General features: G+C 71.7%; 27 protein-coding genes. 9 read left to right on the top strand and 18 right to left on the bottom strand.

Annotated elements, in window-relative coordinates; all coding sequences use genetic code 11:
* Nucleotides 1-69: 69 nt before the first annotated feature.
* The 8 genes from E1258_RS13595 to E1258_RS13560 all read right to left on the bottom strand — a co-directional run bounded on the left by E1258_RS13595 (nucleotide 70) and on the right by E1258_RS13560 (nucleotide 6403).
* Nucleotides 70-852 (bottom strand): IclR family transcriptional regulator, encoded by a 783-nt coding sequence (locus E1258_RS13595; RefSeq protein ID WP_132400320.1) that lies wholly within the window; start codon nucleotides 850-852, stop codon nucleotides 70-72.
* Complete coding sequence (gene pcaC, locus E1258_RS13590) at nucleotides 849-1229, bottom strand: 4-carboxymuconolactone decarboxylase (RefSeq protein WP_132400317.1); 381 nt, start codon at nucleotides 1227-1229, stop codon at nucleotides 849-851. Before pcaC ends, E1258_RS13595 begins: the two co-directional genes overlap by 4 nt.
* Nucleotides 1226-2005, bottom strand: coding sequence for a 3-oxoadipate enol-lactonase (pcaD, locus tag E1258_RS13585; RefSeq protein WP_165949758.1), 780 nt, complete (start codon nucleotides 2003-2005; stop codon nucleotides 1226-1228). The genes pcaC and pcaD overlap by 4 nt, the downstream gene beginning before the upstream one ends.
* Nucleotides 2002-3342, bottom strand: a complete 1341-nt coding sequence (gene pcaB / locus E1258_RS13580) for a 3-carboxy-cis,cis-muconate cycloisomerase (protein WP_243715432.1) — start codon at nucleotides 3340-3342, stop codon at nucleotides 2002-2004. The genes pcaD and pcaB overlap by 4 nt, the downstream gene beginning before the upstream one ends.
* Entirely contained in the window at nucleotides 3317-3889 is a 573-nt protein-coding gene (gene pcaG / locus E1258_RS13575; protein WP_132400311.1) for a protocatechuate 3,4-dioxygenase subunit alpha, read from the bottom strand. The genes pcaB and pcaG overlap by 26 nt, the downstream gene beginning before the upstream one ends.
* Nucleotides 3882-4631: a protocatechuate 3,4-dioxygenase subunit beta gene (gene pcaH, locus E1258_RS13570; protein ID WP_132400308.1), complete on the bottom strand. Its 750-nt coding sequence runs from the start codon at nucleotides 4629-4631 to the stop codon at nucleotides 3882-3884. The genes pcaG and pcaH overlap by 8 nt, the downstream gene beginning before the upstream one ends.
* Before the next feature lie 111 nt (nucleotides 4632-4742).
* On the bottom strand, nucleotides 4743-5531 hold the full coding sequence (locus tag E1258_RS13565; RefSeq protein WP_132400338.1) for a CoA-transferase subunit beta: 789 nt from the start codon (nucleotides 5529-5531) through the stop codon (nucleotides 4743-4745).
* A gap of 53 nt (nucleotides 5532-5584) precedes the next feature.
* The gene (locus E1258_RS13560; protein WP_132400306.1) at nucleotides 5585-6403 is read right to left on the bottom strand and encodes a CoA transferase subunit A; all 819 of its coding nucleotides are present in this window, start codon (nucleotides 6401-6403) and stop codon (nucleotides 5585-5587) included.
* A 379-nt stretch (nucleotides 6404-6782) separates the two neighbouring features.
* Between E1258_RS13560 and E1258_RS13555 the strand changes: the two genes are divergently transcribed.
* From E1258_RS13555 to E1258_RS13530, 6 genes are all read left to right on the top strand, one after another.
* On the top strand, nucleotides 6783-7955 hold the full coding sequence (locus E1258_RS13555; protein ID WP_132400303.1) for a 4-hydroxybenzoate 3-monooxygenase: 1173 nt from the start codon (nucleotides 6783-6785) through the stop codon (nucleotides 7953-7955).
* A gap of 289 nt (nucleotides 7956-8244) precedes the next feature.
* Entirely contained in the window at nucleotides 8245-9207 is a 963-nt protein-coding gene (locus E1258_RS13550; protein ID WP_243715430.1) for an ABC transporter substrate-binding protein, read from the top strand.
* A 71-nt stretch (nucleotides 9208-9278) separates the two neighbouring features.
* Nucleotides 9279-10079, top strand: coding sequence for an ABC transporter permease (locus tag E1258_RS13545; protein ID WP_132400297.1), 801 nt, complete (start codon nucleotides 9279-9281; stop codon nucleotides 10077-10079).
* Nucleotides 10076-10900: an ABC transporter permease gene (locus E1258_RS13540; RefSeq protein WP_243715429.1), complete on the top strand. Its 825-nt coding sequence runs from the start codon at nucleotides 10076-10078 to the stop codon at nucleotides 10898-10900. Before E1258_RS13545 ends, E1258_RS13540 begins: the two co-directional genes overlap by 4 nt.
* The gene (locus E1258_RS13535; protein WP_132400294.1) at nucleotides 10893-11705 is read left to right on the top strand and encodes an ABC transporter ATP-binding protein; all 813 of its coding nucleotides are present in this window, start codon (nucleotides 10893-10895) and stop codon (nucleotides 11703-11705) included. The genes E1258_RS13540 and E1258_RS13535 overlap by 8 nt, the downstream gene beginning before the upstream one ends.
* A gap of 39 nt (nucleotides 11706-11744) precedes the next feature.
* Entirely contained in the window at nucleotides 11745-12632 is an 888-nt protein-coding gene (locus tag E1258_RS13530; RefSeq protein ID WP_132400291.1) for a PaaX family transcriptional regulator C-terminal domain-containing protein, read from the top strand.
* On the opposite strand, the gene E1258_RS13525 is transcribed toward E1258_RS13530, so the two are convergent.
* The 4 genes from E1258_RS13525 to E1258_RS13510 form a co-directional block, all read right to left on the bottom strand.
* On the bottom strand, nucleotides 12556-14082 hold the full coding sequence (locus tag E1258_RS13525; RefSeq protein ID WP_132400288.1) for a long-chain fatty acid--CoA ligase: 1527 nt from the start codon (nucleotides 14080-14082) through the stop codon (nucleotides 12556-12558). The genes E1258_RS13530 and E1258_RS13525 overlap by 77 nt on opposite strands.
* A gap of 62 nt (nucleotides 14083-14144) precedes the next feature.
* A complete protein-coding gene (locus tag E1258_RS13520) occupies nucleotides 14145-14597 on the bottom strand; it encodes a MaoC family dehydratase (RefSeq protein WP_132400285.1) in 453 nt (150 codons plus the stop codon).
* Between the two features lie 17 nt (nucleotides 14598-14614).
* The gene (locus tag E1258_RS13515; RefSeq protein WP_132400282.1) at nucleotides 14615-15496 is read right to left on the bottom strand and encodes an amidohydrolase family protein; all 882 of its coding nucleotides are present in this window, start codon (nucleotides 15494-15496) and stop codon (nucleotides 14615-14617) included.
* Between the two features lie 24 nt (nucleotides 15497-15520).
* Nucleotides 15521-16447 (bottom strand): SDR family NAD(P)-dependent oxidoreductase, encoded by a 927-nt coding sequence (locus tag E1258_RS13510; RefSeq protein WP_132400279.1) that lies wholly within the window; start codon nucleotides 16445-16447, stop codon nucleotides 15521-15523.
* 83 nt (nucleotides 16448-16530) lie between these two features.
* Here E1258_RS13510 and E1258_RS13505 point away from each other — a divergent pair, with 83 nt between their 5' ends.
* Nucleotides 16531-17010 carry a MarR family winged helix-turn-helix transcriptional regulator gene (locus tag E1258_RS13505; protein ID WP_132400276.1) on the top strand — a complete coding sequence of 160 codons (480 nt, stop codon included), beginning with the start codon at nucleotides 16531-16533 and terminating at the stop codon, nucleotides 17008-17010.
* Nucleotides 17011-17118: 108 nt separating this feature from the next.
* Here the strand turns inward: E1258_RS13505 and E1258_RS13500 are convergent, their stop codons facing one another.
* The 6 genes from E1258_RS13500 to E1258_RS13475 all read right to left on the bottom strand — a co-directional run bounded on the left by E1258_RS13500 (nucleotide 17119) and on the right by E1258_RS13475 (nucleotide 21382).
* Nucleotides 17119-17835 (bottom strand): IclR family transcriptional regulator, encoded by a 717-nt coding sequence (locus E1258_RS13500; protein ID WP_243715428.1) that lies wholly within the window; start codon nucleotides 17833-17835, stop codon nucleotides 17119-17121.
* Between the two features lie 52 nt (nucleotides 17836-17887).
* Nucleotides 17888-18841, bottom strand: a complete 954-nt coding sequence (locus tag E1258_RS13495; RefSeq protein ID WP_371688612.1) for a 2Fe-2S iron-sulfur cluster-binding protein — start codon at nucleotides 18839-18841, stop codon at nucleotides 17888-17890.
* Complete coding sequence (locus tag E1258_RS13490; RefSeq protein ID WP_207919543.1) at nucleotides 18838-19056, bottom strand: hypothetical protein; 219 nt, start codon at nucleotides 19054-19056, stop codon at nucleotides 18838-18840. The genes E1258_RS13495 and E1258_RS13490 overlap by 4 nt, the downstream gene beginning before the upstream one ends.
* On the bottom strand, nucleotides 19053-20096 hold the full coding sequence (locus E1258_RS13485; RefSeq protein WP_132400273.1) for an aromatic ring-hydroxylating dioxygenase subunit alpha: 1044 nt from the start codon (nucleotides 20094-20096) through the stop codon (nucleotides 19053-19055). The genes E1258_RS13490 and E1258_RS13485 overlap by 4 nt, the downstream gene beginning before the upstream one ends.
* Before the next feature lie 173 nt (nucleotides 20097-20269).
* A complete protein-coding gene (locus E1258_RS13480; protein WP_132400270.1) occupies nucleotides 20270-20617 on the bottom strand; it encodes a hypothetical protein in 348 nt (115 codons plus the stop codon).
* Nucleotides 20618-20785: 168 nt separating this feature from the next.
* Nucleotides 20786-21382 carry a helix-turn-helix domain-containing protein gene (locus E1258_RS13475; protein WP_132400323.1) on the bottom strand — a complete coding sequence of 199 codons (597 nt, stop codon included), beginning with the start codon at nucleotides 21380-21382 and terminating at the stop codon, nucleotides 20786-20788.
* Nucleotides 21383-21479: 97 nt separating this feature from the next.
* Here E1258_RS13475 and E1258_RS34775 point away from each other — a divergent pair, with 97 nt between their 5' ends.
* Both E1258_RS34775 and E1258_RS34770 read left to right on the top strand, forming a co-directional pair.
* Nucleotides 21480-21788, top strand: a complete 309-nt coding sequence (locus tag E1258_RS34775) for a bifunctional 2-polyprenyl-6-hydroxyphenol methylase/3-demethylubiquinol 3-O-methyltransferase UbiG (protein WP_243715427.1) — start codon at nucleotides 21480-21482, stop codon at nucleotides 21786-21788.
* Nucleotides 21789-21839: 51 nt separating this feature from the next.
* Nucleotides 21840-22136: a hypothetical protein gene (locus E1258_RS34770; RefSeq protein WP_243715426.1), complete on the top strand. Its 297-nt coding sequence runs from the start codon at nucleotides 21840-21842 to the stop codon at nucleotides 22134-22136.
* The last annotated feature ends 38 nt before the right edge of the window (nucleotides 22137-22174 follow it).

Below are 22174 nucleotides of genomic sequence, written 5' to 3'. Positions count from 1 at the left end.
GCTCTCCGCTGCGCCACACTCGCTCCCTTCCCCGGTCTGGTAAATAGGTGCCCGCCGCCAGTGTCCGGCTCAGACCGCCCGGATGTCCTCCTCGATCCGCTTCGCGGCAGCCAGCAGCGGCGGGAGCAGATCCCGACGGATCATCTCGAAGGACCCTCGGGTGGCGTGCGCGGAGACGTTCACCGCCGCGATCACCGACCCGTTCTCGCCGTGGATCGGCGCGGCCAGGGAACGCAGCCCCTCCTCCAACTCCTGGTCCACGATCGCGTACCCCTGGGCGGCGACCTTCGTCAGGATGGTGCGCAGCTTCGCCGGGTCGGTGACGGTGCGCCGGGTCAACGGCCGCAGCTCCGCCTTGGCGAGATAGCCGTCCAACCAGTCCGCTGGTTGCGCGGCGAGCAGCACCCGTCCCATGGACGTGGCGTACGCGGGGAACCGGGTGCCGACGCTGATCCCCACCGTCATGATCCGTTTGGTGGGAACGCGGGCGACGTAGACCACCTCGCCGCCGTCGAGCACCGACACCGAGCAGGACTCGTGCACCTGCGCGACCAGCGCCTCCATGTGCCGCTGCGCGACCTCGGGCAGGCTCAGGCCCGACAGGTACGCGTAGCCGAGCTCAAGAATCCGCGCCCGCAGCGAGAAGAGCCGGCCGTCGGTGTGCACGTAGCCCAGCTCGACCAGGGTGAGCAGGAACCGGCGGGTCGCGGCCCGGGTCAGCCCGGTCCTCCTGGCCACCTCACTGAGTGTGAGCTGCGGATGTTCGGCGTCGAACGCCCGGATCACCGCGAGTCCGCGCTCCAGCGACCGAACGAACTCCGGCGACCTCGCCGCCTCCTCGCTCGCGCTCACCCAGCCTCCTGCCGCAGGGCCTCCCGGGCCACCCTGAACGCCCGGTTCGCCGCCGGTACGCCAGCGTAGACGCCGACCTGGAGCAGGACCTCCGCCACCTCCTGCGGGCTCAGTCCGTTGCGCAGCGCGGCTCGGACATGCATCGCCAACTCCTCGTCTTGGTGCAGGGTGGCGAGCACGGCGAGGGTCACGCAACTACGGGTGCGCCGGTCGAGGCCCGGCCGGCTCCACACCTCCCCCCACGCGTAGCGGGTGATGAAGTCCTGGAAGTCGGCGGTGAACTCGTCCGTGCCGGCGATCGCGCGGTCGACGTGCGCCTCCCCCAGCACCTGCCGGCGTACCGTCATGCCCGCGTCGTGCCGCTCGCGGTCGTTCATCCGTCACCCGGTTCCTCGTCGAAGTGTTCCCGCAGGAGTCGGCACACCCGCTCGGGTTGCTCGACGTTGGCCAGGTGCGCCGCCGCACCGACCACGGCCAGCCGGGCCCCGGGTATCCGCCCGGCGATCTGGCGGGCGTGCTCCACCGGGGTGGCCGGGTCGTCCGCTCCCGCGACGACCAGCGTGGGCGCGCCGACCCGGCCGAGGTCGCCGCGGAGGTCCATCGCGGCGATCGCCTCGCAGCACGCGGCGTAGCCGACCGGGGACGTCGCGGTCAGCATGGCGCGGTAGCCGGCGACCACGTCCGGCCGGGTCGCGGCGAAGGCCGGGGTGAACCAGCGGGCCACCACCGCGTCGGCGATCGCCGGCAGGCCGGCGGCCCGTACGGTCGCCGCCCGCTCCCGCCACTGCTCGGGCGGGCCGAGCGACGCCGACGTGCAGAGCAGCGCCAGCCGCCGCACCCGGTCGGGCGCGTGCGCGGCGAGCCACATGCCGACCATGCCGCCGAGGGACAGCCCCGCGTAGTGGACCCACGGCAGGTCGAGGGCGTCCAGCGTCCGCAGCAGCTCCCGGCCCAGCAGATCCAGCGTGTACGGCCCGGCCGGGGCCGCCGAGCGGCCGTGGCCCAAATGGTCGTACCGGATGACGCGGAACCGTTCGGCGAGCGCCGGGACCTGGGGCTCCCACATCGCGCAGGAGGTGCCGAGGGAGCTGCCGAGCAGTAGCACCGGCGCGTCGGCCGGGCCGTCGACGGCGAGGTGCAACCGGGAGGTCACCCGCCCGCTCCCCGGACGGAAGCCAGGGCGCGGTCGACGAACCGGCCGGCCGAGCCGAGCCAGCGGTACGGGTCGAGCGCCTCGTCGATCTCCGCCTCGGACAGGTGGGCGCGGATCTCGGGGTCGGCGAGCAGGGCGGCGCGGAACGAGGGTTCGGCGACGGCACGGGTGACCAGGTCGTGTGCGGTGCCGCGACCGACGGCGGGCGCCAGCCGCGCGGCGACGGCCTCGGCGAGCACGAGGCCGCCGGTCGCGTCGAGGTTCTCCCGCATCCGCTCCGGACGGACCTGCAACCCGGCCAGCATCCGGGCGCACCGGGCGGCGGCGCCGCCGGCCACGTGCAGCAGGTCGAGCAGGGGCTCCCACTCGGCGTGCCAGGCGCCTGCGGCCCGCTCGTGCTCCTGCACGGCCGCGGCGAACAGGGTGGCGACGAGACCCGGACCGCGTCGCGCCGCAGCGCCGATCAGGATCGAGTCCACCGGGTTGCGCTTGTGCGGCATGGCCGAGGAGCCGCCCCGCCCGGTGCCGCCCTCGGCGACCTCGCCGATCTCGGTCTGGGCGAGCAGCCCGACGTCGAGCGCGACCTTGCCGGCAGCCGCGAGAAGCCCACCGAGGGCTGCGGCCAGATCGAGCCGGGGTTGCCGGCGGGTGTGCCAGGGCAGCGGACTGGCGGGCAGGCCCAGGTGCGTCGCGAACCGCTCGGCGACCTCCGGGCCGGCCGGGCCGAACGCGGCCAGGGTGCCGACCGCGCCGCCGAGTTGCGCGGGCTGCACGGCGCCCGCCTGCCGCAGCCGGTGGCGGGCCTCGACCAGGCCGATCAGCCAGCCTGCCGCCTTGAGCCCGAACGTGGTGGGTGCCGCCTGCTGCCCGAGGGTCCGGGCGACCAGCACCGTGTTCCGGTGGGCGGCGGCGAGCCGGACGGCGGCGTCGACGGCGGCGTCGAGGTGACGCAGCAGCGGCCCGGACGCCCGCACGGCCACCAGGACCAGCGCGGTGTCCAGGATGTCCTGGCTGGTCGCTCCGACATGCACCCAGGGCCGGGCGTGCTCCGGCACGGCGGCGGTCAGCTCATGCACGAGTGGGACGACCGGGTTGCCGGCGGCGTCGGCTGCCCGGCCGAGCGCCGCCGGATCGTACCGCTCGGCGTGGCACTGCGCGACGATCGCGGCGGCCGCCGGTGCGGGCAGGACGCCGGCGTCCGCCGCGGCCTGGGCGAGCGCGGCCTCCACGTCGAGCATCGCCCGCAGCAGGGCCGGGTCGCCGAGTTCCGCGTCGACGTCCGGCACGCCGGAGAGGCCGCCGAGCAGGCCGTCAGACGGCGAAGAAGACAGTCTCACGGTCACCCTGCAGGCGGATGTCGAAGTGGAGCCCGTCCGGCGCGGGACTCGCCAGCAGCGTGTCGCGACGATCGGCGTTGACGCCGCGCAGCACGGGGTCGACGGCGTTCGCCGCCGGCTCGTCGGGGAAGTAGAGCCGGGTGACCAGGCGGTGCAGCAGCCCTCGCCCGAAGACCGACAGGGTCAGGTGGGGGGCCTCGGTGCCGCCGTCCGGGTCGGGCAGCGTACCCGGCTTGACGGTCAGCAGCCGGTAGCACCCCTGCCCGTCGGTCTCGCTGCGCCCGAAGCCGCGAAAGCCCGCGAGCGCGGGTGGCCGGGCCCCGCGCGGGTCGTCCGGATGGTCGAACCGGCCGTCCGGGTCGGCCTGCCAGCTCTCCACCATCGCGTCGACCACCGGGGCTCCGGTGCCGTCGACGATCCGGCCGCGGATCCAGAACGCGCCCGGCGTGCCCTCGGGTACGACGTACGGGCCGTCGGGCCAGCGCAGGCCGATGTGCAGGTACGGCCCGACCGTCTGCGCGGGGGTGACGCCCAGCGGCTCACTCATCGTCGTCCTCGTCCTCGAAGGGAGTGCTCTCCCGACCCCGCAGCACGATGTCGAACTCGTACGCCAGCGCCCACTCCGGCACCGTATTGGCGTGGTCGTAACGGGCGATCAACCGCTGCCGGGCGTTCGGGTCGCGGACCGACTGGAAGATCGGGTCCTGGACGAAGAGCGGGTCACCGGGAAAGTACATCTGCGTCACCAGCCGCTGGGTGAACGCGCGGCCGAAGAGGGAGAAGTGGATGTGCGCCGGCCGCCAGGCGTTGTCGTGGTTGCGCCAGGGGTAGGCGCCGGGCTGCACGGTGATGAACCGGTAACGCCCATGGTCGTCGGTGAGCACCCGGCCCACCCCGTCGAAGTGGGGGTCGAGCGGCGCGGGCCAGGTGTCGCTCGCGTGGCGGTACCGTCCGGCGGCGTTGGCCTGCCAGATCTCGACCAGCGTGCGGGGTATTGGTCGGCCGTCGCCGTCACGGACCCGGCCGTGCACGATGATCCGCTGCCCCTGCGGTTCCCCGTCGTGTTGGCGGGTCAGGTCGTGGTCGAGGTCGCCGAGCCGCCCCTCACCCAGCAGCGGCCCGGTGACCTCGGTCAGCCGCTGCGGCAGGTGGGTCAGCGGTTGCTGCGGCGCCCGCGCCAGGGTCGACCGGTAACCGGGACTGAGCAGGGGTGGGTGGGCGTCGACGTCGTCGCGCCGGTACCGCGGCAGCACCAGGCCGCTGCCGGCCTGGTGGACGTCCTGGGTCATGGTCGCCTTCCGTCAGACTTTCGGCACACAGCCGGCCACCGGCCGACCGGGTTGCGGATCGCGGCGGGCCCTCGCGCGCAGCCGGGGCGGTGCGGCCCGCTCCGGACCGTGTCAGGCAGGTGGCCGTCGCGGCTCACCGCGGCCCCCGTGCTTCGTCGCCTCCAGCGCCCGCAGCACCGCGAGTTCCCGGGCCGTCGGCGGCTCACCCGTGGTCAGCCGCTCGGCGACGGCGAGGTCCCAGGCGGTGGCCGCCCGTGCCTGCTCCGGCGTCACGCCGGGGTGCAGGCGGGTCAGCGTGAGTTCGCAGGTGACCGGATCGGGTTCGAGGACCCCGAGGTCGGTGATCACCAGTCGGGGACCTTCGCCCCGCAGGCCGAGCCGCTCCCGCTCGCCGGGACCCGACCCGTACCCGACCGAGGTGACGAAGTCGACCCGTTCGGTGAACGTCCGGGGATTCTGTCGGACGATCACCACGACCTCGCCGCAGGAGGCGGCGATCTCCGGGGCGCCACCGGCGCCGGGCAGCCGTACCTTCGGCGCGTCGTAGTCGCCTCCGACGACCGTGGTGTTGATGTTGCCGTACCGGTCGAGCTGCGCGGCGCCGAGGAAACCCACGTCGATCCGGCCGGGTTGGAGCCAGTAGTTGAACACCTCGGGCACCGACACCACCGCGTCGGCCGTGTCGGCGAGTATCCCGTCCCCGATGGACAGCGGAAGCCGGTCCGGCTTCGCGCCGAGGCAGCCGGACTCGTAGATGAGCACCAGGTTCGGGGCGTGGGTGGCCCGGGCGAGGTTCGCCGCGGTGCTGGGCAACCCGATCCCGACGAAGCAGGCGACGCCGTCGCGCAGTTGCCGCGCGGCGGCGACGGTCATCATCTCGTCCGCGGTCCAGTCCGCCATCGCGTTCGTTCCGCTCACGCCGCGGTGCCTGATGGTTCGCTCACTGCGCTCGCTCACGCCGCCGCCCCGGCCCGGTGCACGTGCTGGTCCAGCCAGGCACGGAAGGTGTCGCGGTGCCGGCTCACCGCGTCCCAGGCCCGGTAGAAGTCGTTGTCCCGGACCGAGTAGCCCTGGGCATAGGAGGGGTGCGCGCCACCGGGCACCTCGGCCACCGCGCTGACCGCCCATCCGGGCAGGACGACCTGCCCGGGTACCGGCTCCAGCTCGTCCACGATCTCCTCGACGGTGACCAGTGACCGGTGCGCGGCGAGCACCGCCTCCTTCTGCACCCCGGTGATACCCCACATCTGCACGTTACCGGCCCGGTCGGCGCGCTGCGCGTGCACCACGGTCACGTCGGGACGCAGGGCGGGAACGGCGGTGAGGGTCTCTCCGGTGAAGGGGCAGGTGATGGGCCGGATGTTGGCGGTGTGCCGGGGCAGGTCGGTGCCGGTGTAGCCGCGCAGGACGGCGAACGGCAGCCCGGACGCCCCGGCCACGTAGCGGTTCGCCATGCCCGCGTGGCTGTGCTCGTCCAGTTCGAGCGGACGCGGCCAGGCGTGCTGCACGGCGTCCCGGAAGCGGTGCAGCGACCCCACACCCGGGTTGCCGCCCCAGGAGAAGACCAGGCGACGGGCACATCCCGCGCCGATGAGCTGGTCGTAGACGACATCGGGCGTCATCCGCACCAGGGTCAGCTCCTGTCGTCGCTGACGGATGATTTCGTGACCGGCGGCGAACGGGATGAGGTGAGTGAACCCTTCCAGGGCCACCACGTCACCGTCATGGACCAGGTCCGCCACGCCGTCGGCCAGCGAGACGAGCTTCGCCATGTGCCTCCCCGCCTGCTACGACAACCTCTGACACTGCGACCGTTCGCTATGCGGACCGCCGTACACATCTCGAACGTACGACCGGAGGGCGGCATCCGTCAACGACGACGGGTTCGTCCGGACCGACGCGCGGCGTCCGGCGCCCACAAAGGTGCGGGCCATGCGTTGACGCGAGCCGGACTACGTGCCAACGTTCAGGAAGAGAACACCCGTTCGGTCAGCGAACAGTCCGGAGACCCGCTCCGAGCGGAAGCCCGACACGCCCGGTCCCCCCGGGAACACCCCCGCCGTCCCCACGCTCCCGGCGCGGCGCACGGCGGTGGAAGACCGCGCGAACGGTCCGACCGGGGGCGGGATGAGACGAGGAGGGATGCCGGAGATGCGTACCCAGGTCGGCATCGTCGGCGCCGGGCCGGCGGGACTCATGCTGTCGCACCTGCTGCACCTGCGCGGAATCGAGTCCGTGGTGCTGGAGAGCCGCAGCCGCGACCACGTCGAGCACCGGGTCCGGGCCGGAGTCCTCGAACAGGGCTCGGTCGACCTGCTCTGCCGCACCGGCCTCGGCGAGCGGCTGCGACGGGAGGGCCTGCGGCACGAGGGCATCGAGCTGCGCTTCGCCGGGGAGTCGCACCGGGTGCCGATGACGGAGCTGACGGGGCGGGCGATCACCGTCTACGGGCAACAGGAGGTGGTCAAGGACCTGATCGCCGCCCGGGTCGCGGCCGGCGGCTGCATCCTCTTCGAGGCCGACGTCGTACGCCTGGACGGTCTCGACTCGGACTCGCCGGTCGTCCGATTTCGACGCGACGGACACGAGGAGGAGCTGCACTGCGACTTCGTGGCCGGCTGCGACGGGTTCCACGGGGTGAGCCGAGGCGCGGTGCCCGAGGGGGTGCTGACCACCTATGAGCGGACGTACCCCTTCGCCTGGCTGGGCGTCCTCGCCGCCGCCGCGCCGGCAGTGGAGGAACTCGTCTACGCCCACCACGACCGGGGCTTCGCCCTCCACAGCATGCGATCGCCCGAGATCTCCCGGCTGTATCTACAGGTCGCGCCCGACGAGGACATCGGCACGTGGCCGGACGAGCGGATCTGGGCGGAGCTGCGGACGCGGCTGGAGACGGTGCCGGGCTGGTCGCTCAACGAGGGGCCGATCCTGGAGAAGTCCATCACCCCGATGCGCAGCTTCGTGGTCGAGCCGATGCGGTGGGAGCGGCTGTTCCTGGCCGGCGACGCCGTGCACATCGTTCCGCCCACCGGCGCGAAGGGCATGAACCTGGCCCTCGCCGACGTCGCGCTGCTCGGGGACGCCTTCGCCGCGTGGTACGGCCAGGGGTCCCCCGACCTGCTGGAGAGCTACTCGGCCACGGCACTGCGCCGGGTCTGGCGGGCCCAGCACTTCTCCTGGTGGATGACCTCGATGCTGCACCGGTTGGAGCGCGACGACCCGTACGAGACGAAGCTGCAGACCGCGACGCTGGGGTACGTCGCCACCTCCCGTGCCTACGCCACGAGCCTGGCCGAGAACTACGTGGGCCTGCCCGACGTCTGACCGCCCCGGGCACGCCTCGGCGAGAAGCGGCCACCGATGTGGACGCCGCGCGGCGTTCTCGCCTGCCCTGGTGCGGGCGGGAGCGACGCCGCGACAGCGGAGCGTCGTTCAACCTATTCATGACGGGCGTCAGACATTATTGACTTTCGATGCCTTGGTGACTGACCATGACCACCACAGGGGCGTGCGCCCCCACGCAGCGGTAGTCCACCTGCAGATCCGAGGCATCCGCCGGCTTCCGACGCACCATCACCCCTGCTCAGGAAGGGCCTCGTCAATGAAGATGGTCATGGTTCTCGGGCTGATCGCCGCCACCGCGATCGCCCTCACCGGATGTACCGACTCCGACGCGTCCACCCCGTCCGAGAAAACCTCGGGCGATTTGCGCAAGGTCCGGGTCGCGGCGCTGCCCATCACCGAGACCGCAGCGCTGTGGGGCGGCATCAAGGCGGGCATCTTCGCCGAGCGCGGGCTCCAGGTCGAGGTGTTGCCCGCCCAGGGTGGCGCGCAGGCCATTCCCGCCCTGCTGAACGGCGACATCGACTTCGCGATCGGCCAGCCCTTCGGCCCCATCCGGGCCGACCTGCGCAACCTCGGCGTCGTCATCATCGGCAACTACGCCTCCTCGTACGCCGACGGCGACGACATCAACGCCGTGGTGGCCTCGGCGAAGTCCGGCATCAAGCGGCCGGCCGACCTCGCGGGCAAGCGGGTCTCGGTCAACAGCCTGGGCGCCGCCGGCGACGTGACGATCATGGCAACGGTCGAGAAGGACGGCGGCGACCCGTCCACGATCAAGTTCGTCGAGGTCGCCTTCCCGGACGCCCCGGCCCAACTCGAGGCGGGCAACATCGACGCCGCCTGGGTGCCGGAGCCCTTCGTCACGCAACTGAAGAGCCGTGGCGACACCTTCGTCGTCGCGCCCTACCAGGCGGTCGTGCCCGGCCTGACCACCCTCACCACGATCACCACCAGGGAACGCACGGAAAAGGACGCCACGTTGGTGGCGGACTTCTCGGCAGCGATGAAGAAGACGCTGGAGTGGGCCAAGAACCCCGCCAACGAAACAGCCGTCCGGCAGGCGATCAAGGACAATCTCCAGCTGCCCGCGCCGGTGGCGGAGTCGGTGAAGCTCCCGGCGTTCGGTTGGCAGGTCGACCGGCCGAGCCTACAGACGCTCGCCGAACTCGCGCAGAAGTACAAGGTGCTCGACCAGCAGCCCAACTTCGACCGTCTCATCCACCAGCAGTAGCCGCCGCGATCCCGCCCTCCCCGGCCCCCGGACCGGAGAGGGCCTCGCGCCCGCGCGAGTACGGAGGTGACATGAGCGTCCTTGCTACCCGACGTCTACGGCCGTTGCGCAAGACGTTGCTGGGCGTCGTCGGCCTGGCCGGATTCCTCGTCGTCTGGCAGTTGATCCCGACACTGGGCCTGATCAACCCGCAGTACCTGCCGTACGTGACGGACGTGCTGGCGCGGCTGTTCGAACAACTCGTCGACCTCGCGTTCTGGCGGCGGCTGGGCAGCACCATGACGTCCTGGGCGATCGGCCTGACGATGGCGACGTGCGCCGCCGTCGTCCTCGGCACGGTCGTCGGCCTGGTGCCGTTCCTGCGGCGCGCGACCCACACGATTGTCGAGTTCCTGCGACCGATCCCGTCGGTCGCCCTCATCCCGCTCGCCGTGCTGATGTTCGGCATCCAGATGCAGGCCGCCCTCGTCATCATCGTCTACGCGTCGTTCTGGCAGGTGTTCGTGCAGGTGATCTACGGCGTCGCCGATGTCGACGCGGTCGCTCGCGACACCGCTCGCAGTTTCGGTCTGCGTCGCCGCGAGCAGTTGACGCATCTCGTCCTGCCGACCACCCTGCCGTACCTCATGACGGGCCTGCGGCTCGCGGCGGCGGTCGCGCTCATCCTCGCCGTCACCGCGGAGATGGTGATCGGCAACCCCGGCCTCGGACGCATGATCGAGCTGTCCCGATCCGCCGGAGACGCCGCCGGCCTGTACGCCCTCGTCGTGGTCACCGGCCTGCTCGGGCTGGCGGTCAACCTCGTCTTCCGGTTCATCGAGCGTCGGGTGCTGTCGTGGCACCAGTCCGTACGAGGAGAGGATGTCCGGTGACCGCGGACACCGGCCGCACCGCGAGCACGCCGCGCCGGCGGGGTGTCGGATCCCGCATCGCGGCGAGCTTCCGCTACGCGCTGGGGCTGCCGATGCTGCTCCTGGTGGTCTGGGGCCTGGTGGGCACGGACGAGACGAGCGGGTTCTTCCCCGACCCGTTGACGATCTCCGAAGCCTTCGTGGACACCTGGGTCGGTCCCGCGTTCGTCGAGGACGTACTGCCGAGCCTCTACCGGCTGGGTCTCGGTGTCGCCGCGTCGATCGTGCTCGGCATCGCCGCCGGCACCGTCATCGGCCTGGCCCACTGGCTGCGCGAACTTCTCGAGCCGCTGCTGGAGTTCCTCCGGGCGGTCCCGCCGCCGGTGCTGATCCCGGTGGTCATGCTCCTGCTCGGCATCACGGACACCATGAAGGTGGTCGTGATCGTCTCCGGCGCGGTCTGGCCGATCCTGCTGAACACGATCGAGGGCGTGCGGGCGACCGACAGCGTCATGACGGAGACCGCCCGTTCGTTCCGGGTCTCCTGGTGGGAGCGACTCTGGTTCCTCGTGCTCCCCGCCGCCAGCCCACGGATCATGGCCGGAGTCCGGCAGGCCCTCTCGGTCGCGCTCATCCTGATGGTCATCTCCGAGATGTTCGCCTCGTCGGCCGGGCTCGGCTATCGGATCGCCTACTTCCAGCGCAACTACCTCATCGCCGAGATGTGGAGCGGCATCCTCCTGCTCGGTCTCGTCGGCGTCTTCCTCGCCGTAGCCTTCGGTCTCGTCGAGCGACGCGTCCTGCGCTGGTACCACGGAATCAAGGAGGTCAACCGTGCCTGACCGGAGCACCCTGCTGCGGGTGGAGCACCTGCGCAAGGTCTACGAGTCCACGACGGGCAGCGTCGAGGCGATCGGGGACGTCACCTTCACGATGGACGCCGGCGAACTCGTCTGCATCGTCGGGCCGTCGGGGTGCGGCAAGACCACCCTCCTGAAGTGCCTCGCCGGTCTGCTGCGGCCCACCAGCGGCGTGGTCGAGATGGACGGCGCTCCGGTGACCGGACCGAGTCCCGCCATGGCCGTCGTGTTCCAGGAGTACGGTCGCAGCCTCTATCCGTGGCTGACGGTGCGCGGCAACGTCGAGCTTCCGCTGCGGCACAAGAAGCTCTCCCGCGCGGACCGCGACCGGCTGGTCGCCGACGCTCTCGAGGCGGTGGGCCTGGCGCACGCCGCGCGCAGCCACCCGTGGCAGCTCTCCGGGGGGATGCAGCAGCGCGTGGCGATCGCGCGGGCCATCGCCTACCAGCCCGAGGTCCTGATCATGGACGAACCGTTCGCCGCGGTGGACGCGCAGACCCGGGCGGACCTGGAGGACCTGGTCCGCGAGCTGCACACCAGCCGCAGGATATCGATCCTCTTCGTCACCCATGACATCGACGAGTCGGTGTATCTGGGCCAGCGGGTTCTAGTATTGTCCGCATCGCCGACCTGGGTCCAGGAGGACCTCGCGATCGACCTGCCGCCGGAGCGCGATCAGATCACCACCCGCGCCCTGCCCCGCTTCACGCAACTACGGACGCACGTCTACGGCGAGATCCAGCGAGCCAAGCGCGGGCAGGCTGTCGCCCCTCGGTCCGCGCCGTGATCGGCGCCAGGACAACGGATTCCGCGAAAGGAAGGGGCTGTGGGTAGACGCCAGCCGAAGCAGCTGTTGCTCGCCTTCTTCGGCGAGCATGTTGTCGACGACGTCACGGGGCCGATCCGGGCGAGCGCCCTGATCCATGTGCTGGAGGGGGCGCAAGTCGCCGCGCCGGCGACGCGTGCGACCCTCGATCGTCTCGTGCACAGCGGCATCCTCGCGCGCAGCAGGAGCGGTCGGGAGACGCTGTTCTCGCTGACCGAACACGGGATCGCGGTGCTACGCGAAGCGACCTACCGCGTTCGGGGGCCGCGGCCGTTCGACCCGCAGGGCAGCGGGTGGACCCTGGTCACCTTCTCGATCCCGGAGGGTCAGCGGATGCTGCGGCACCGGCTGCGCTCGACCCTCACCTGGGAGGGCTTCGCGCCACTCCGGGACGGGCTGTGGCTGGCGCCCGGCGAGGTCGACCTCGCCGGGTCGTTGGAGCCGCTGCGGCAGGACCTCCCGCCCAACGCCATGGTCGCCTTCCACGCCCGCGAACTCGCCGGGTTCCCGATCGGCGAGAGCGTCCGCGCCGCGTGGGACATCGAGGCGATCCGGAGCGCGCACCTCGCGTTCATCGACGTGTGGAGCGACCCGGCCGCGACGACGATGGCGCCGAGCGCCCTGACCGTGCGGACGATGCTGGTGGCGGACTGGCTCGCGCTGCTGCGGGCCGACCCGAGGCTGCCGGCCGAGTTCATGGACGCGCAGTGGCCGGCCACCCGGTCGGCGGACACCTACCGCCGGATGCACAAGAAGCTGGCCGAGCCGTCCACGGCGGAGTTCGCCGAACTCGTCGCGGCCCGGCCCGCGGTCAGGCGCCGAAGCGGGCCCTCAGGTCGGCCTTCCGCACCTTCCCCGACGCGGTCCGTGGCAGTTCGTCCACGATGACGACATTCTTCGGCAGCTTGTAGCGCGCGATCCTGCCGTCGAGGTACGCCCGCACGGCGTCGGTGTCCACGGACGCCCCCTCCCGTACGGTGACGAACGCCCACGGCACCTCCCCCCAGCGCTCGTCCGGTACGCCGATGACCGCCGCCGAGGTCACCCCGTCGATCTCACTGAGCAACTGCTCGACCTCGGCCGGGTAGATGTTCTCGCCCCCCGAGATGATCATGTCCTTGAGCCGGCCGGAGATGTAGAGGTACCCGTCGGCGTCCAGGTAGCCCAGGTCGCCGGAGCGGAACCACCCGTCGTCCGTGAACGCCTCGGCGGTCGCCTCCGCAAGCCCGTGGTAGCCGGAGAAGACGTTGGGCCCGGCCACCTCGATCTCACCGACGTCGCCGGTGGACGCCGGTTGCCCGGTCGCGTCGGTGACCCGCACGTCGGTGAAGAAGTGCGGCAGACCGACGCTGCCCTGCTTGGCGCGGGTCATCGCCGACGGCAGCGCGGTCGCGCCCGGAGAAGCCTCGGTCATGCCGTACCCCTGCGAGAACGACAGGCCCCGCGTCTCGTACGCGTTGAGGATGCGGGCCGGCACGGCCGAACCGCCGCAGGTGAGCTTCGCCAGCGTCGACAGGTCGGTCGAGGCCCAGGCGGGATGGTCGGCCATCAACTGGTAGGTGGTCGGCACGCCGCTGAGCATGGTGACCCCGTGCCGCTCGATCTGCGCGAGCGCGCGGCCCGGCTCGAAGCCCTTCTCGATGACCATGGTGGCACCCTTGAGGATGACGGGCAGGGCACCCATCCCGAGCGAGGCGACGTGGAACAGCGGCGAGATCATGAGCGCCACATCGGTCGAGACGACGTCGTAGTCGACCACGCAGTTGAGCGCGACCCAGGTGAGGTTTCCGTGGGTCAGCACAGCGCCCTTGGCCCGGCCGGTCGTGCCCGAGGTGTAGACGATCGCCGCCGGATCCCGGTGGACGGTGTCGGCATGGCCGGTGAACCCGGCGTCGGCGGCCCGCGCCAGGTGGGCGAGGCCCGGCCGGTCCGTGGTGCCCTCGCCGGTGACGATGACGTGCGGGGTCCGGGCGGCCGGCAGGGCGGAGGCCACCGGCGCCGCGAAGTCCGGGTCGTGGATCAGCACGCGCGCGCCGCAGTCCGCGAGGACGTAGGCGATCTCGGGTGGCGCGAGCCGGGTGTTGACCGGCACGAAGACGGCCCCGACCTGAGCCGCCCCGAACATCACCTGGAGGAACTCCGGACTGTTCTCACCCAGGTAGGCGACGGCGTCACCCTTGCCGACGCCCCGCTGGCGCAGCATCGCCGAGATCCGGTCGGCGGCGTCGGCGAACTGTCCGTACGTCATGGTCGACCCCTCGCCGTGGATGAGGGCGACCTTGTCCGGGGACTTCAGCCGGCGCTTGGCCACCCAGGCGCCGATTCCGTGCTGATGCATCATCAGTCTCCTGGTGGTGGAGGCGGCGGCGTGCTCGTCCGGCTCGGCGGGCTCCCCCGGCCTCAGGCGTAGAAGCGGTACAGCCCGCGCGCGACGACCGCCGGCTTGGTACCGCCCTCGACCTCGATCGTCTGGTCGACGACGAGTTGGTAGCCGCCGTGGACCTCGACGACATCGACGACGGTGGCCCGCATGCGCACCCGCGACCCGACCACGACCGGCGCGGGGAAGCGCACCTTGTCGAGGCCGTAGTTCACCTTCGTGGACACCCCCTTGACCTCCAGCAGCTCGGTCCAGAAGGGAACGGCCAGCGAGAGGGTGAGAAAGCCGTGTGCGATCGGCGCGCCGAACGGACCGCTCCTCGCCCGCTCGGGATCGACGTGGATCCACTGGTGGTCGTCGGTGGCGTCCGCGAACAGGTTCACCTGGTCCTGGCTGACCGTCCGGTAGCCGGTGTACCCCAGATCGGTGCCGGCGAGGTCGGCGAGCCGCTCGTAGGTGATGGTCGTCGTCATGGCGCTTCCTCTCGTCGTCACCGGGCGAAGCCCAGCAGCCGGGCCGCGTTGTCCTTCAGGATGCCCGGGAGCACGTCCGGCTTGAGATCGGTGGCCGCCACGTCGCGCAGCCAGCGATCGGGGGTGAGCAGTGGGTAGTCGGTGCCGAAGAGCACCCGTCGTTTCAGCACCGAGTTGGCGTAGCGCACCAGCTCGGCCGGGAAGTACTTCGGGCTCCAGCCGGACAGGTCGATCCAGGTGTTGTGCTTGTGCGTGGCCACCGAGAGCGCTTCGTCCTGCCAGGGCACCGACGGGTGGGCCATGACGATCTGCAGGTCGGGGAAGTCGGCGGCGACCGGGTCGAGCAGCATCGGATTGGACAGGCCGAGCCGCAGGCCGTAGCCGCCCGGCGTACCCGCGCCGATGCCGGTCTGCCCGGTGTGGAAGATCGCCGGGACGCCGGCCCGCTCGATCAGGCCCCACAGCGGCGCGTACTCGTCGTGGCTGGGATCGAATCCCTGCACGGTGGGGTGGAACTTGAAGCCGCGTACGCCCTCCTGCTCGATCAGCCGGGCGGCGAGTTCGAGGGCCGCTTCGCCGGTGCGCGGGTCGACCGATCCGAAGGGGATGAGCACGTCGGCGTGCTCGGCCGCCGCGCGGGCGATGTCGGTGCTGGACAGCGGCCGGTGCTTCAGCTGCGTACGCGCGTCCACGGTGAAGACGACGGCGGCCATGTCGCGCTCGCGGTAGTACTGCGCCACCGCCCCGACCGCGGGCCGTGGCCCGTCCGTCCTGAAGTACGTCGACACCGCCGCCACGAGCGGCTCGGGCAGTGAGGTGTGACCATGCTCGTCGACCTCGATGTGCACGTGCATGTCGATCGCCGTGATGGCGTCGAGATCGATCGCGGGCTGGTACATGGGGCCAACCTTCGTCGGGGCGGGTCAGGAGGTAGCGGGCTGGAACTCCTCGGGGAGTTCCGGGAAGCGTTCGCCGACGCTCTGCGCGGCCCCGGCGAAGGTGGTCGGCCAGGCTTCCCGCAGCGCGTCGTAGGTCCAGCCGCCCTCGCGGTGAACGGTCAGCGCAGCCTCCGGGTGGGTCCAGATCTGGAGGCGGTCACCGCCCACTCCGATCACCTGACCGGTCACCGAGGCCGCCGCGTCGGAGCCGAGGAACGCGACGAGCCCGGCCACGTCGTCGGCCGTGCCGAACCCGAGATCGTGCCGGAAGAACGCCGGCATCGGCTCGCCGTTCGCTTCGGCCCGCACCGCTGCGGCGAAGTAGGGGACGGTGGCGGTCATCGCGGTCGCGGCGACCGGAACGACGGTGTTGGCGGTGATGGCGGCCCGCCTGAGCTCGAGCGCCCAGGTACGCACCATGCCCACGATGCCCGCCTTGGCGGCCGCGTAGTTGGTCTGGCCGAAGTTGCCCCGCTGCCCGGTGGGTGACCCGATGCAGATGATCCGGCCGCCCTCGCCGGCGTGCCGCATGTGCTGCACCGCCTCCCGGGCGGTGGTGAACGTCCCGCGCAGGTGCACGTCGATGACGGTGTCGAAGTCGTCGTCGCTCATCTTCCACAGCACGGTGTCGCGCAGGACGCCGGCGTTGGTGACGAGGATGTCCAACCGCCCGAAGTGCTCGACCGCCGCGCTGACGAGTTCCTTCGCGGTCTCGGTCGGGCCGACCGGTGCGACCACCGCGACGGCCCGGCCGCCGGACGCCTCGATCGCCGCGACGGCGTCGGCCGTGGCCTCGGCATCGACGTCGTTGACCACGACGGACGCGCCCCGCCGCGCCAGCTCCCGTGCGTAGGCGAGACCGAGGCCCCGCCCTGATCCGGTGACGATGGCGACTTTGCCGTCCAGTGACATGGATGCTCCTTCGCGTCGATGCCGATCTGAGCACGATCCATTGAAGAAGTCAATTATTGACAAGGCTTGCTATCATCGGCAGCATGTCGCCAACCGAGAAGACCCGGCCGACCGGACACGACCGGCTGCGGGGCAGCGTGCTCGCCGGCGACCTGAGCTTCCTGCTGGCCCGCGCCAACGCGCTCACGCTCGCGGCGGCGAACGCAGCCCTCGCCGAGCACGGGCTGAAGGCACGCTCCTATTCGGTGCTCGCCCTGGCCGCCGACGACGTCCGCCCCACCCAGCGGGAGCTCGCCGAGTTCCTCCGCCTCGATCCGAGCCAGGTCGTCGCCCTCATCGACGGGCTGGAGCGGCGTCAGCTGGTCGAGCGGCGCACCGACCCCACCGACCGCCGCGCGAACGTCCTCGTCGCCACCGACGTCGGCCGGGCCCTGTTCATCCGCGCCCAGGAGTCCGCGCGGGCCGTGGAGCTGGGCCTGCTGGCCACCGTGTCGCCCGAGGAGCACGAGCGGCTGGCCCACCTGCTGCGGACGGCCGCCGGTCTCTCCCGACCGCTGCCGTGACCGGCCGACGCCGTCATGGTGCCGCCCGACCCCGGGCGGCGGTGGTGGCTGCCACGACCAGCACCGGACCCCGGTGAGCGGTGCCGGGGCCGGCCAACGCTTCCGCGATCAGCCCAGCGCCCGGGAGAGCGCCCGGCCCGCGGCCCGCACCAGCGGGGCCAGCGCCACCGGGTCCGCCCGACCGTGGGCCACCACCAACGAGATCGCCGCCACCACACCCTCCGGTGCGCGGATCGGCGCGGCCACCGAGAGGGCGTCCATGGTGACCTGACGGTCGCTGACCGCGTACCCGACCCGGCGCACGTCGGCGAGGCAGCGGCGCAGCCTCCCCGGGTCGGTGATGGTCAGTTCGGTGTACCGCTCCAGCGGCGCGGCCAGCACCTGCTCCTGCACCTCGACGGGCGCGTGGGCGAGCAGGACCAGCCCGACGCCGGTGGCGTGCAGCGCGAAGCGGCCACCCACCCGGGTGAGCACCGGCACCGCGTGCCGCCCGGCGATCCGTTCGATGAAGACGAGTTGGAGGTCCTGCCGGACGGCGAGCTGGACGTTCTCGTGAGTCACCTCGTACAGGTCCTCCATGACCGGAAGGGCCATCTCCCGTAGCCCCAGACCCCTCGGAGCGAGCGAGCCCACCTCCCACAGCCGCAGGCCGATCCGGTACCGCCCGTCGTCGCCGCGCTCCAACGCACCCCACGCGACCAATTCCGCGGCCCGCCGGTGCACGGTGGGCAACGGCAGCCCAGCGCGCCGGGCCAGCTCGCTCAGGGTCAACGCCGGGCTGGCCGGACTGAACGCGTCGAGCAGCGCCAGCACCCTGCTCGTCACCGACCGCCCCGGTTGCCCGCGCCCCGCCATCATCCCCGCCCGCGCCGGCCGGTCACAGCTTCAGGACGAGCCGGGGCGTACGGGCCCGGGAAACGCAGATCATCACGGCGTCCCCAGCCGCCCGCTCCTGCTCGGTGAGCAGGGCGTCACGATGCTCCGGCACACCGGCGAGCACCGTGGTCTCGCAGGTGCCGCAGGTGCCCTCCCGGCAGGACGAGAGGACCTGCACGCCGGCCTGCTCCACCGCCTTCAGGATCGACGTACCCGGCGGCACGGTCACCGTTTTCCCGGAGAGCGCGAGTTCGACCTCGAACGCCGTCTCCTGCCCGCCGGTGCCGCCCGGCGGGGTGAAGCGCTCGACGTGCAGGCAGCCGGGCGGCCAGCCACGACAGTGCTCCTCCACCGCCTTGACCAGCGGCTCCGGGCCGCAGCAGTAGACGAGCCCGACGCCGGGCCCGCCCAGCAAGCCGGCCAGGTCGAGCAATCCGGTCTCGTCCTGCGGGTGCAGGCTCACCCGGTCGCCGTACCTCTCCCGCAGGGTTGCGGCGAAGGCCATGGTGGCGCGGCTGCGTCCGCCGTACACCAGCCGCCAGTCGGCGCCCTCGGCGTCGGCGGCGGCCACCATCGGCACGATCGGGGTGATGCCGATGCCGCCGGCGACGAAAAGATAGCGCCGTGCCGCGACCAGCCGGAAGTTGTTGCGGGGGCCGCGCACCCGGACGGTGACGCCGACGGTGAGCCGCTCGTGTACCAACCGGGAGCCGCCGCGCCCACCCGGTTCGCGCTGCACCGCGATCCGCAGGGCGGACCGGTCCGCCGGGTCGCCGCAGAGGGAGTACTGGCGCACCAGCCCAGGGCCCAACTCCAGGTCGACGTGCGCGCCCGGCGTCCACTCCGGCAGGTCACCGCCGCCCGGGCGGCACAGGCTGATCGCGACGGCCTCCGCCGCCACCTGGTCCCGGCCCGCCACCACCAGCTCCGCACCGGTCAGCTCGTCCCCGGTCACGCCCGCACCGCCGGCCGCCTCGCCGGGCCGGGTGCCGGCACGGCCGCAGCCCGGTGGCCCTGCGGGTGGGCGAGCAGCCACTGCCACAACTCGACCGGCTCCTCGGCGAGGCGCTCGGCGCCGCAGTGGCAGACCCCGCGCAGGGTGTCGGTGCCCGGCAGCCAGTGGATCCGGTAGACCCGCATCCCGCTGGGCACGCCGGCTCGGGAACTCACCGCGCCGCTCCCACCGTCCCCGACCCGACCATCCGGGCCAGCAGCCGCCGGGCGGCCAGGCCACCGGTGTCGATGTTGATGCTCAGCTCCTGGTACCGGTCCGGCTCGGCCGCGATCACCTGCTCCAGGATGTTGAGCGCCGTCACGTCCTGCATGACCACGGTGTGGTTGCTGTGGTGGAGGTACTCGCTGACCGACTCGTCGTCGGTCGCGAAGTCACGCGCCACCGCCCAGAAGTCGTAGGTGGTGTGCTCGGTCGACGGGGTGATGGCGTACACGATCTCGGCGTGGAAGGCTGCGCTGTCCTCACCCTCGGCGGGCGGAAGGACGCCCCGCGGTGCGATCCGGCTGTGCAGGAGATAGAGGCAGGGCGGGTGGTACTCGATATCCTGCCACCGGGTGATCCGGCCCTGTATCCCGGTCGAGCGCGCGTAGAACGGTGGGCACTCGGCGTCGTCCATGTGCCGGCTGACGTAGACGATGCCCCGGTCCTCGTCCACCTCGGTGGTGATGGGGGTGTTCGCCACCTCTGGCGTGCCGATGTAGCCACCGTGCAGATAGGTCTCGTGGGACAGGTCCATGAGGTTGTCCACCAGCAGGCCGTACCGCGCGTTCAGCGACGCCATGCCGCGCACCACCGCGTACCGTGGGTCGGCCAGCCACGGCGCGCGGGGAATCGTGGCCGGGTCGGCCCGGTCCCGGTCGCCGATCCACACCCAGATGAGGGAGTCCTGCTCCACCACAGGGTAAGAGGTGACCCGCGCGGTACGCGGGATGCGCTGCTGACCCGGTACGAAGACACACGCGCCGGTCGGGTCGTAGGTGAAGCCGTGGTACCCACAGACGATCGTGTCTCCGTCGAGCCGGCTCTCCGACAGCGGGTAGCGCCGGTGCACGCACCGGTCGGCGAGCGCCACCGCCGCCCCGGCACCGGTGCGGTACAGCACCAGCGGCTCACCGAGCACCGTTCGGGCGAGCAGCCCCCGCCCGACCTCACTGCCGTAGGCCGCCACATACCACTGGTCACGGGCGAACGCCATGCGACCGGCCTCCCCTTGGACGAACGGCGATGGAGTCGAATCATCCCGTGCGGTGTCCACGGCGGGAACTGGAGCTTTCACTGAGTGGAAGCCGGAGGCCGCCTCCAACGAGCTGCTGGAGGTGCCACCGGGCGCGTCCTGGCATTATCCGGAGTCGATCCTGACCGGTCAGGTCAGCTGGCCTTGTACGTGAGGTAGTAGCCCTTCGGCCAACTGTGGAGGTTGTTGAGCTCGGACGCCTGGCCGCTGCAGTCGGGGGTCCGGTAGCCAGGGACGGTACGGAAGCCGCCGCTCCAGGCGAGCAGCCAGGTCGCGTCGGCCGGGACCGGACGGCAGACGCCGTCGGGTGTGGCCTGCCTGCCGACCACTTCGGTCGGGTAGCTCGAGTAGAAGACCAGGCCCGCGTCGGGGCTCTGGAACGGCTCGCCAGCGGCCGCAGGCGACGCCGGTAGCGTCGCGGTCAGCGTGGTGATCAGGACGGCGGCGAAACCTGCGGCGATCCGGTCGGCGGACTTGCGCATGAGTATCCTTCCGGGACGGCGTTCGAAGCCTGGTTCAGCCCAGGGCTAAAGTGATGCGTATCGATACAACGATCCATCGAGGAACTTTCCGTGTCAACCACACGAAAACGGATCTAGATATCGGCCCCACCATCAGTGGTAGCCCCGCATCTCCTCGGATGCCCCCAGCTACTTGGGCTGCCGACCCCTGGATGCTGTGCGGACGTGCACGCGTTCGCCTTGCCTGCCGATGAGGCTGAGGTACTCGACGGGGCCGGCGCTGGTGGCACCGAACCAGTGCGGGATGCGGGTGTCGAACTCGGCGGCGTCGCCGGGTTTGAGGATGAGGTCGTGCTCGCCCAGGACCAGCCGAAGCGTGCCGTTGAGGACGTAGGCCCAGTCGTAGCCCCCATGGGTGCGCAGGTCGGGCTCGGCGTCGTCGTCTCCGCGCGGGAGGACGAACTTGTATGCCTGGATGCCTCCGGGCCTGCGCGTCAGCGGCAGGATCGTTGATCCGTCGCCGCACGCGATCGGACGCAGGTTGATGCGAGGGTTGCCGGTGGCCGGTGCGTCGACGAGCTCGTCGAGGCTCACGCCGTAGGCGCGGGCGAGCGGCAGGAGTTGCTCGAGCGTGGGCCGCCGCAGGCCGGCCTCGAGCCGGGAGAGCGTGCTGGTGGAGATGCCCGTCTGGTCGGCCAGGTCGGCCAGGGTGATCTCGCGCCGTTGCCGTAGCTGCTTGAGCCTCGGCCCGACGGCATCGAGCGTGCGCTCCACGGTGTCGTCCATGCCGTCCAGTTTGCCATTTGGCAACAGGCTTTGCCGGCAGGCCTTCGCGGTCGTCACCATCGCTGGACCTGGTGAGACGAACGCGAAAGGACGACCGATGACGCACGAGTTCGACAAGGAGTACTGGGAACAGCACTGGCAGCGGGGAAGCGGCGACGGTCGCGGATACATGGGCGGAAACCCACCGAACCCGTATCTTGCTCGTGAGACAAGCGGGCTGGCGCCGGGCACGGCGTTGGACGCGGGGTGCGGTGCCGGCGCCGAGGCGATCTGGCTCGCCTCACGCGGGTGGCAGGTGACCGCCGTCGACATCTCGGCCGAGGCACTCGCCCGCGCCGCGCAGCGGGCGACGGCGAGCGACGCGTCCGAGCGCCTGCGGTGGATCGAGGCGGACGCGAGCGTCTAGGGCCCGGGCACGCGGTTCGACCTGGTCACAACCCACTATGCCCACCCTGCGATGCCGCAGCTGCAGTTCTACGACCGCGTCGCCGGCTGGGTGGCATCCGGCGGCACCCTGCTGATCGTCGCTCACCTCCACACGCACGAGACCAGCGGCGGCGACCAGCACAGCCACGGGACAAGACACCATCCGCCCGCCGAGGCGTCGGCCACCGCCGCGGCCGTCACTGCGCGTCTGGACGAGACCGCCTGGCAGGTCGTCACCGCCGAGGAGACCCACCGGACGATCATCGGTCACGGCGGCGCGGAGGTCTCCCTCCACGACGTCGTCGTGCGGGCCACCCGGCGCCACTAGCCACCCCATCCGCCACGGGCACCGGGCTCCTGCTCCGG

It is taken from the genome of Micromonospora sp. KC207 (genome assembly GCF_004348615.1).
In the GTDB taxonomy this organism is placed as follows: Bacteria; Actinomycetota; Actinomycetes; order Mycobacteriales; family Micromonosporaceae; genus Micromonospora.
This window is presented reverse-complemented; position numbering and strand designations above follow the sequence as displayed.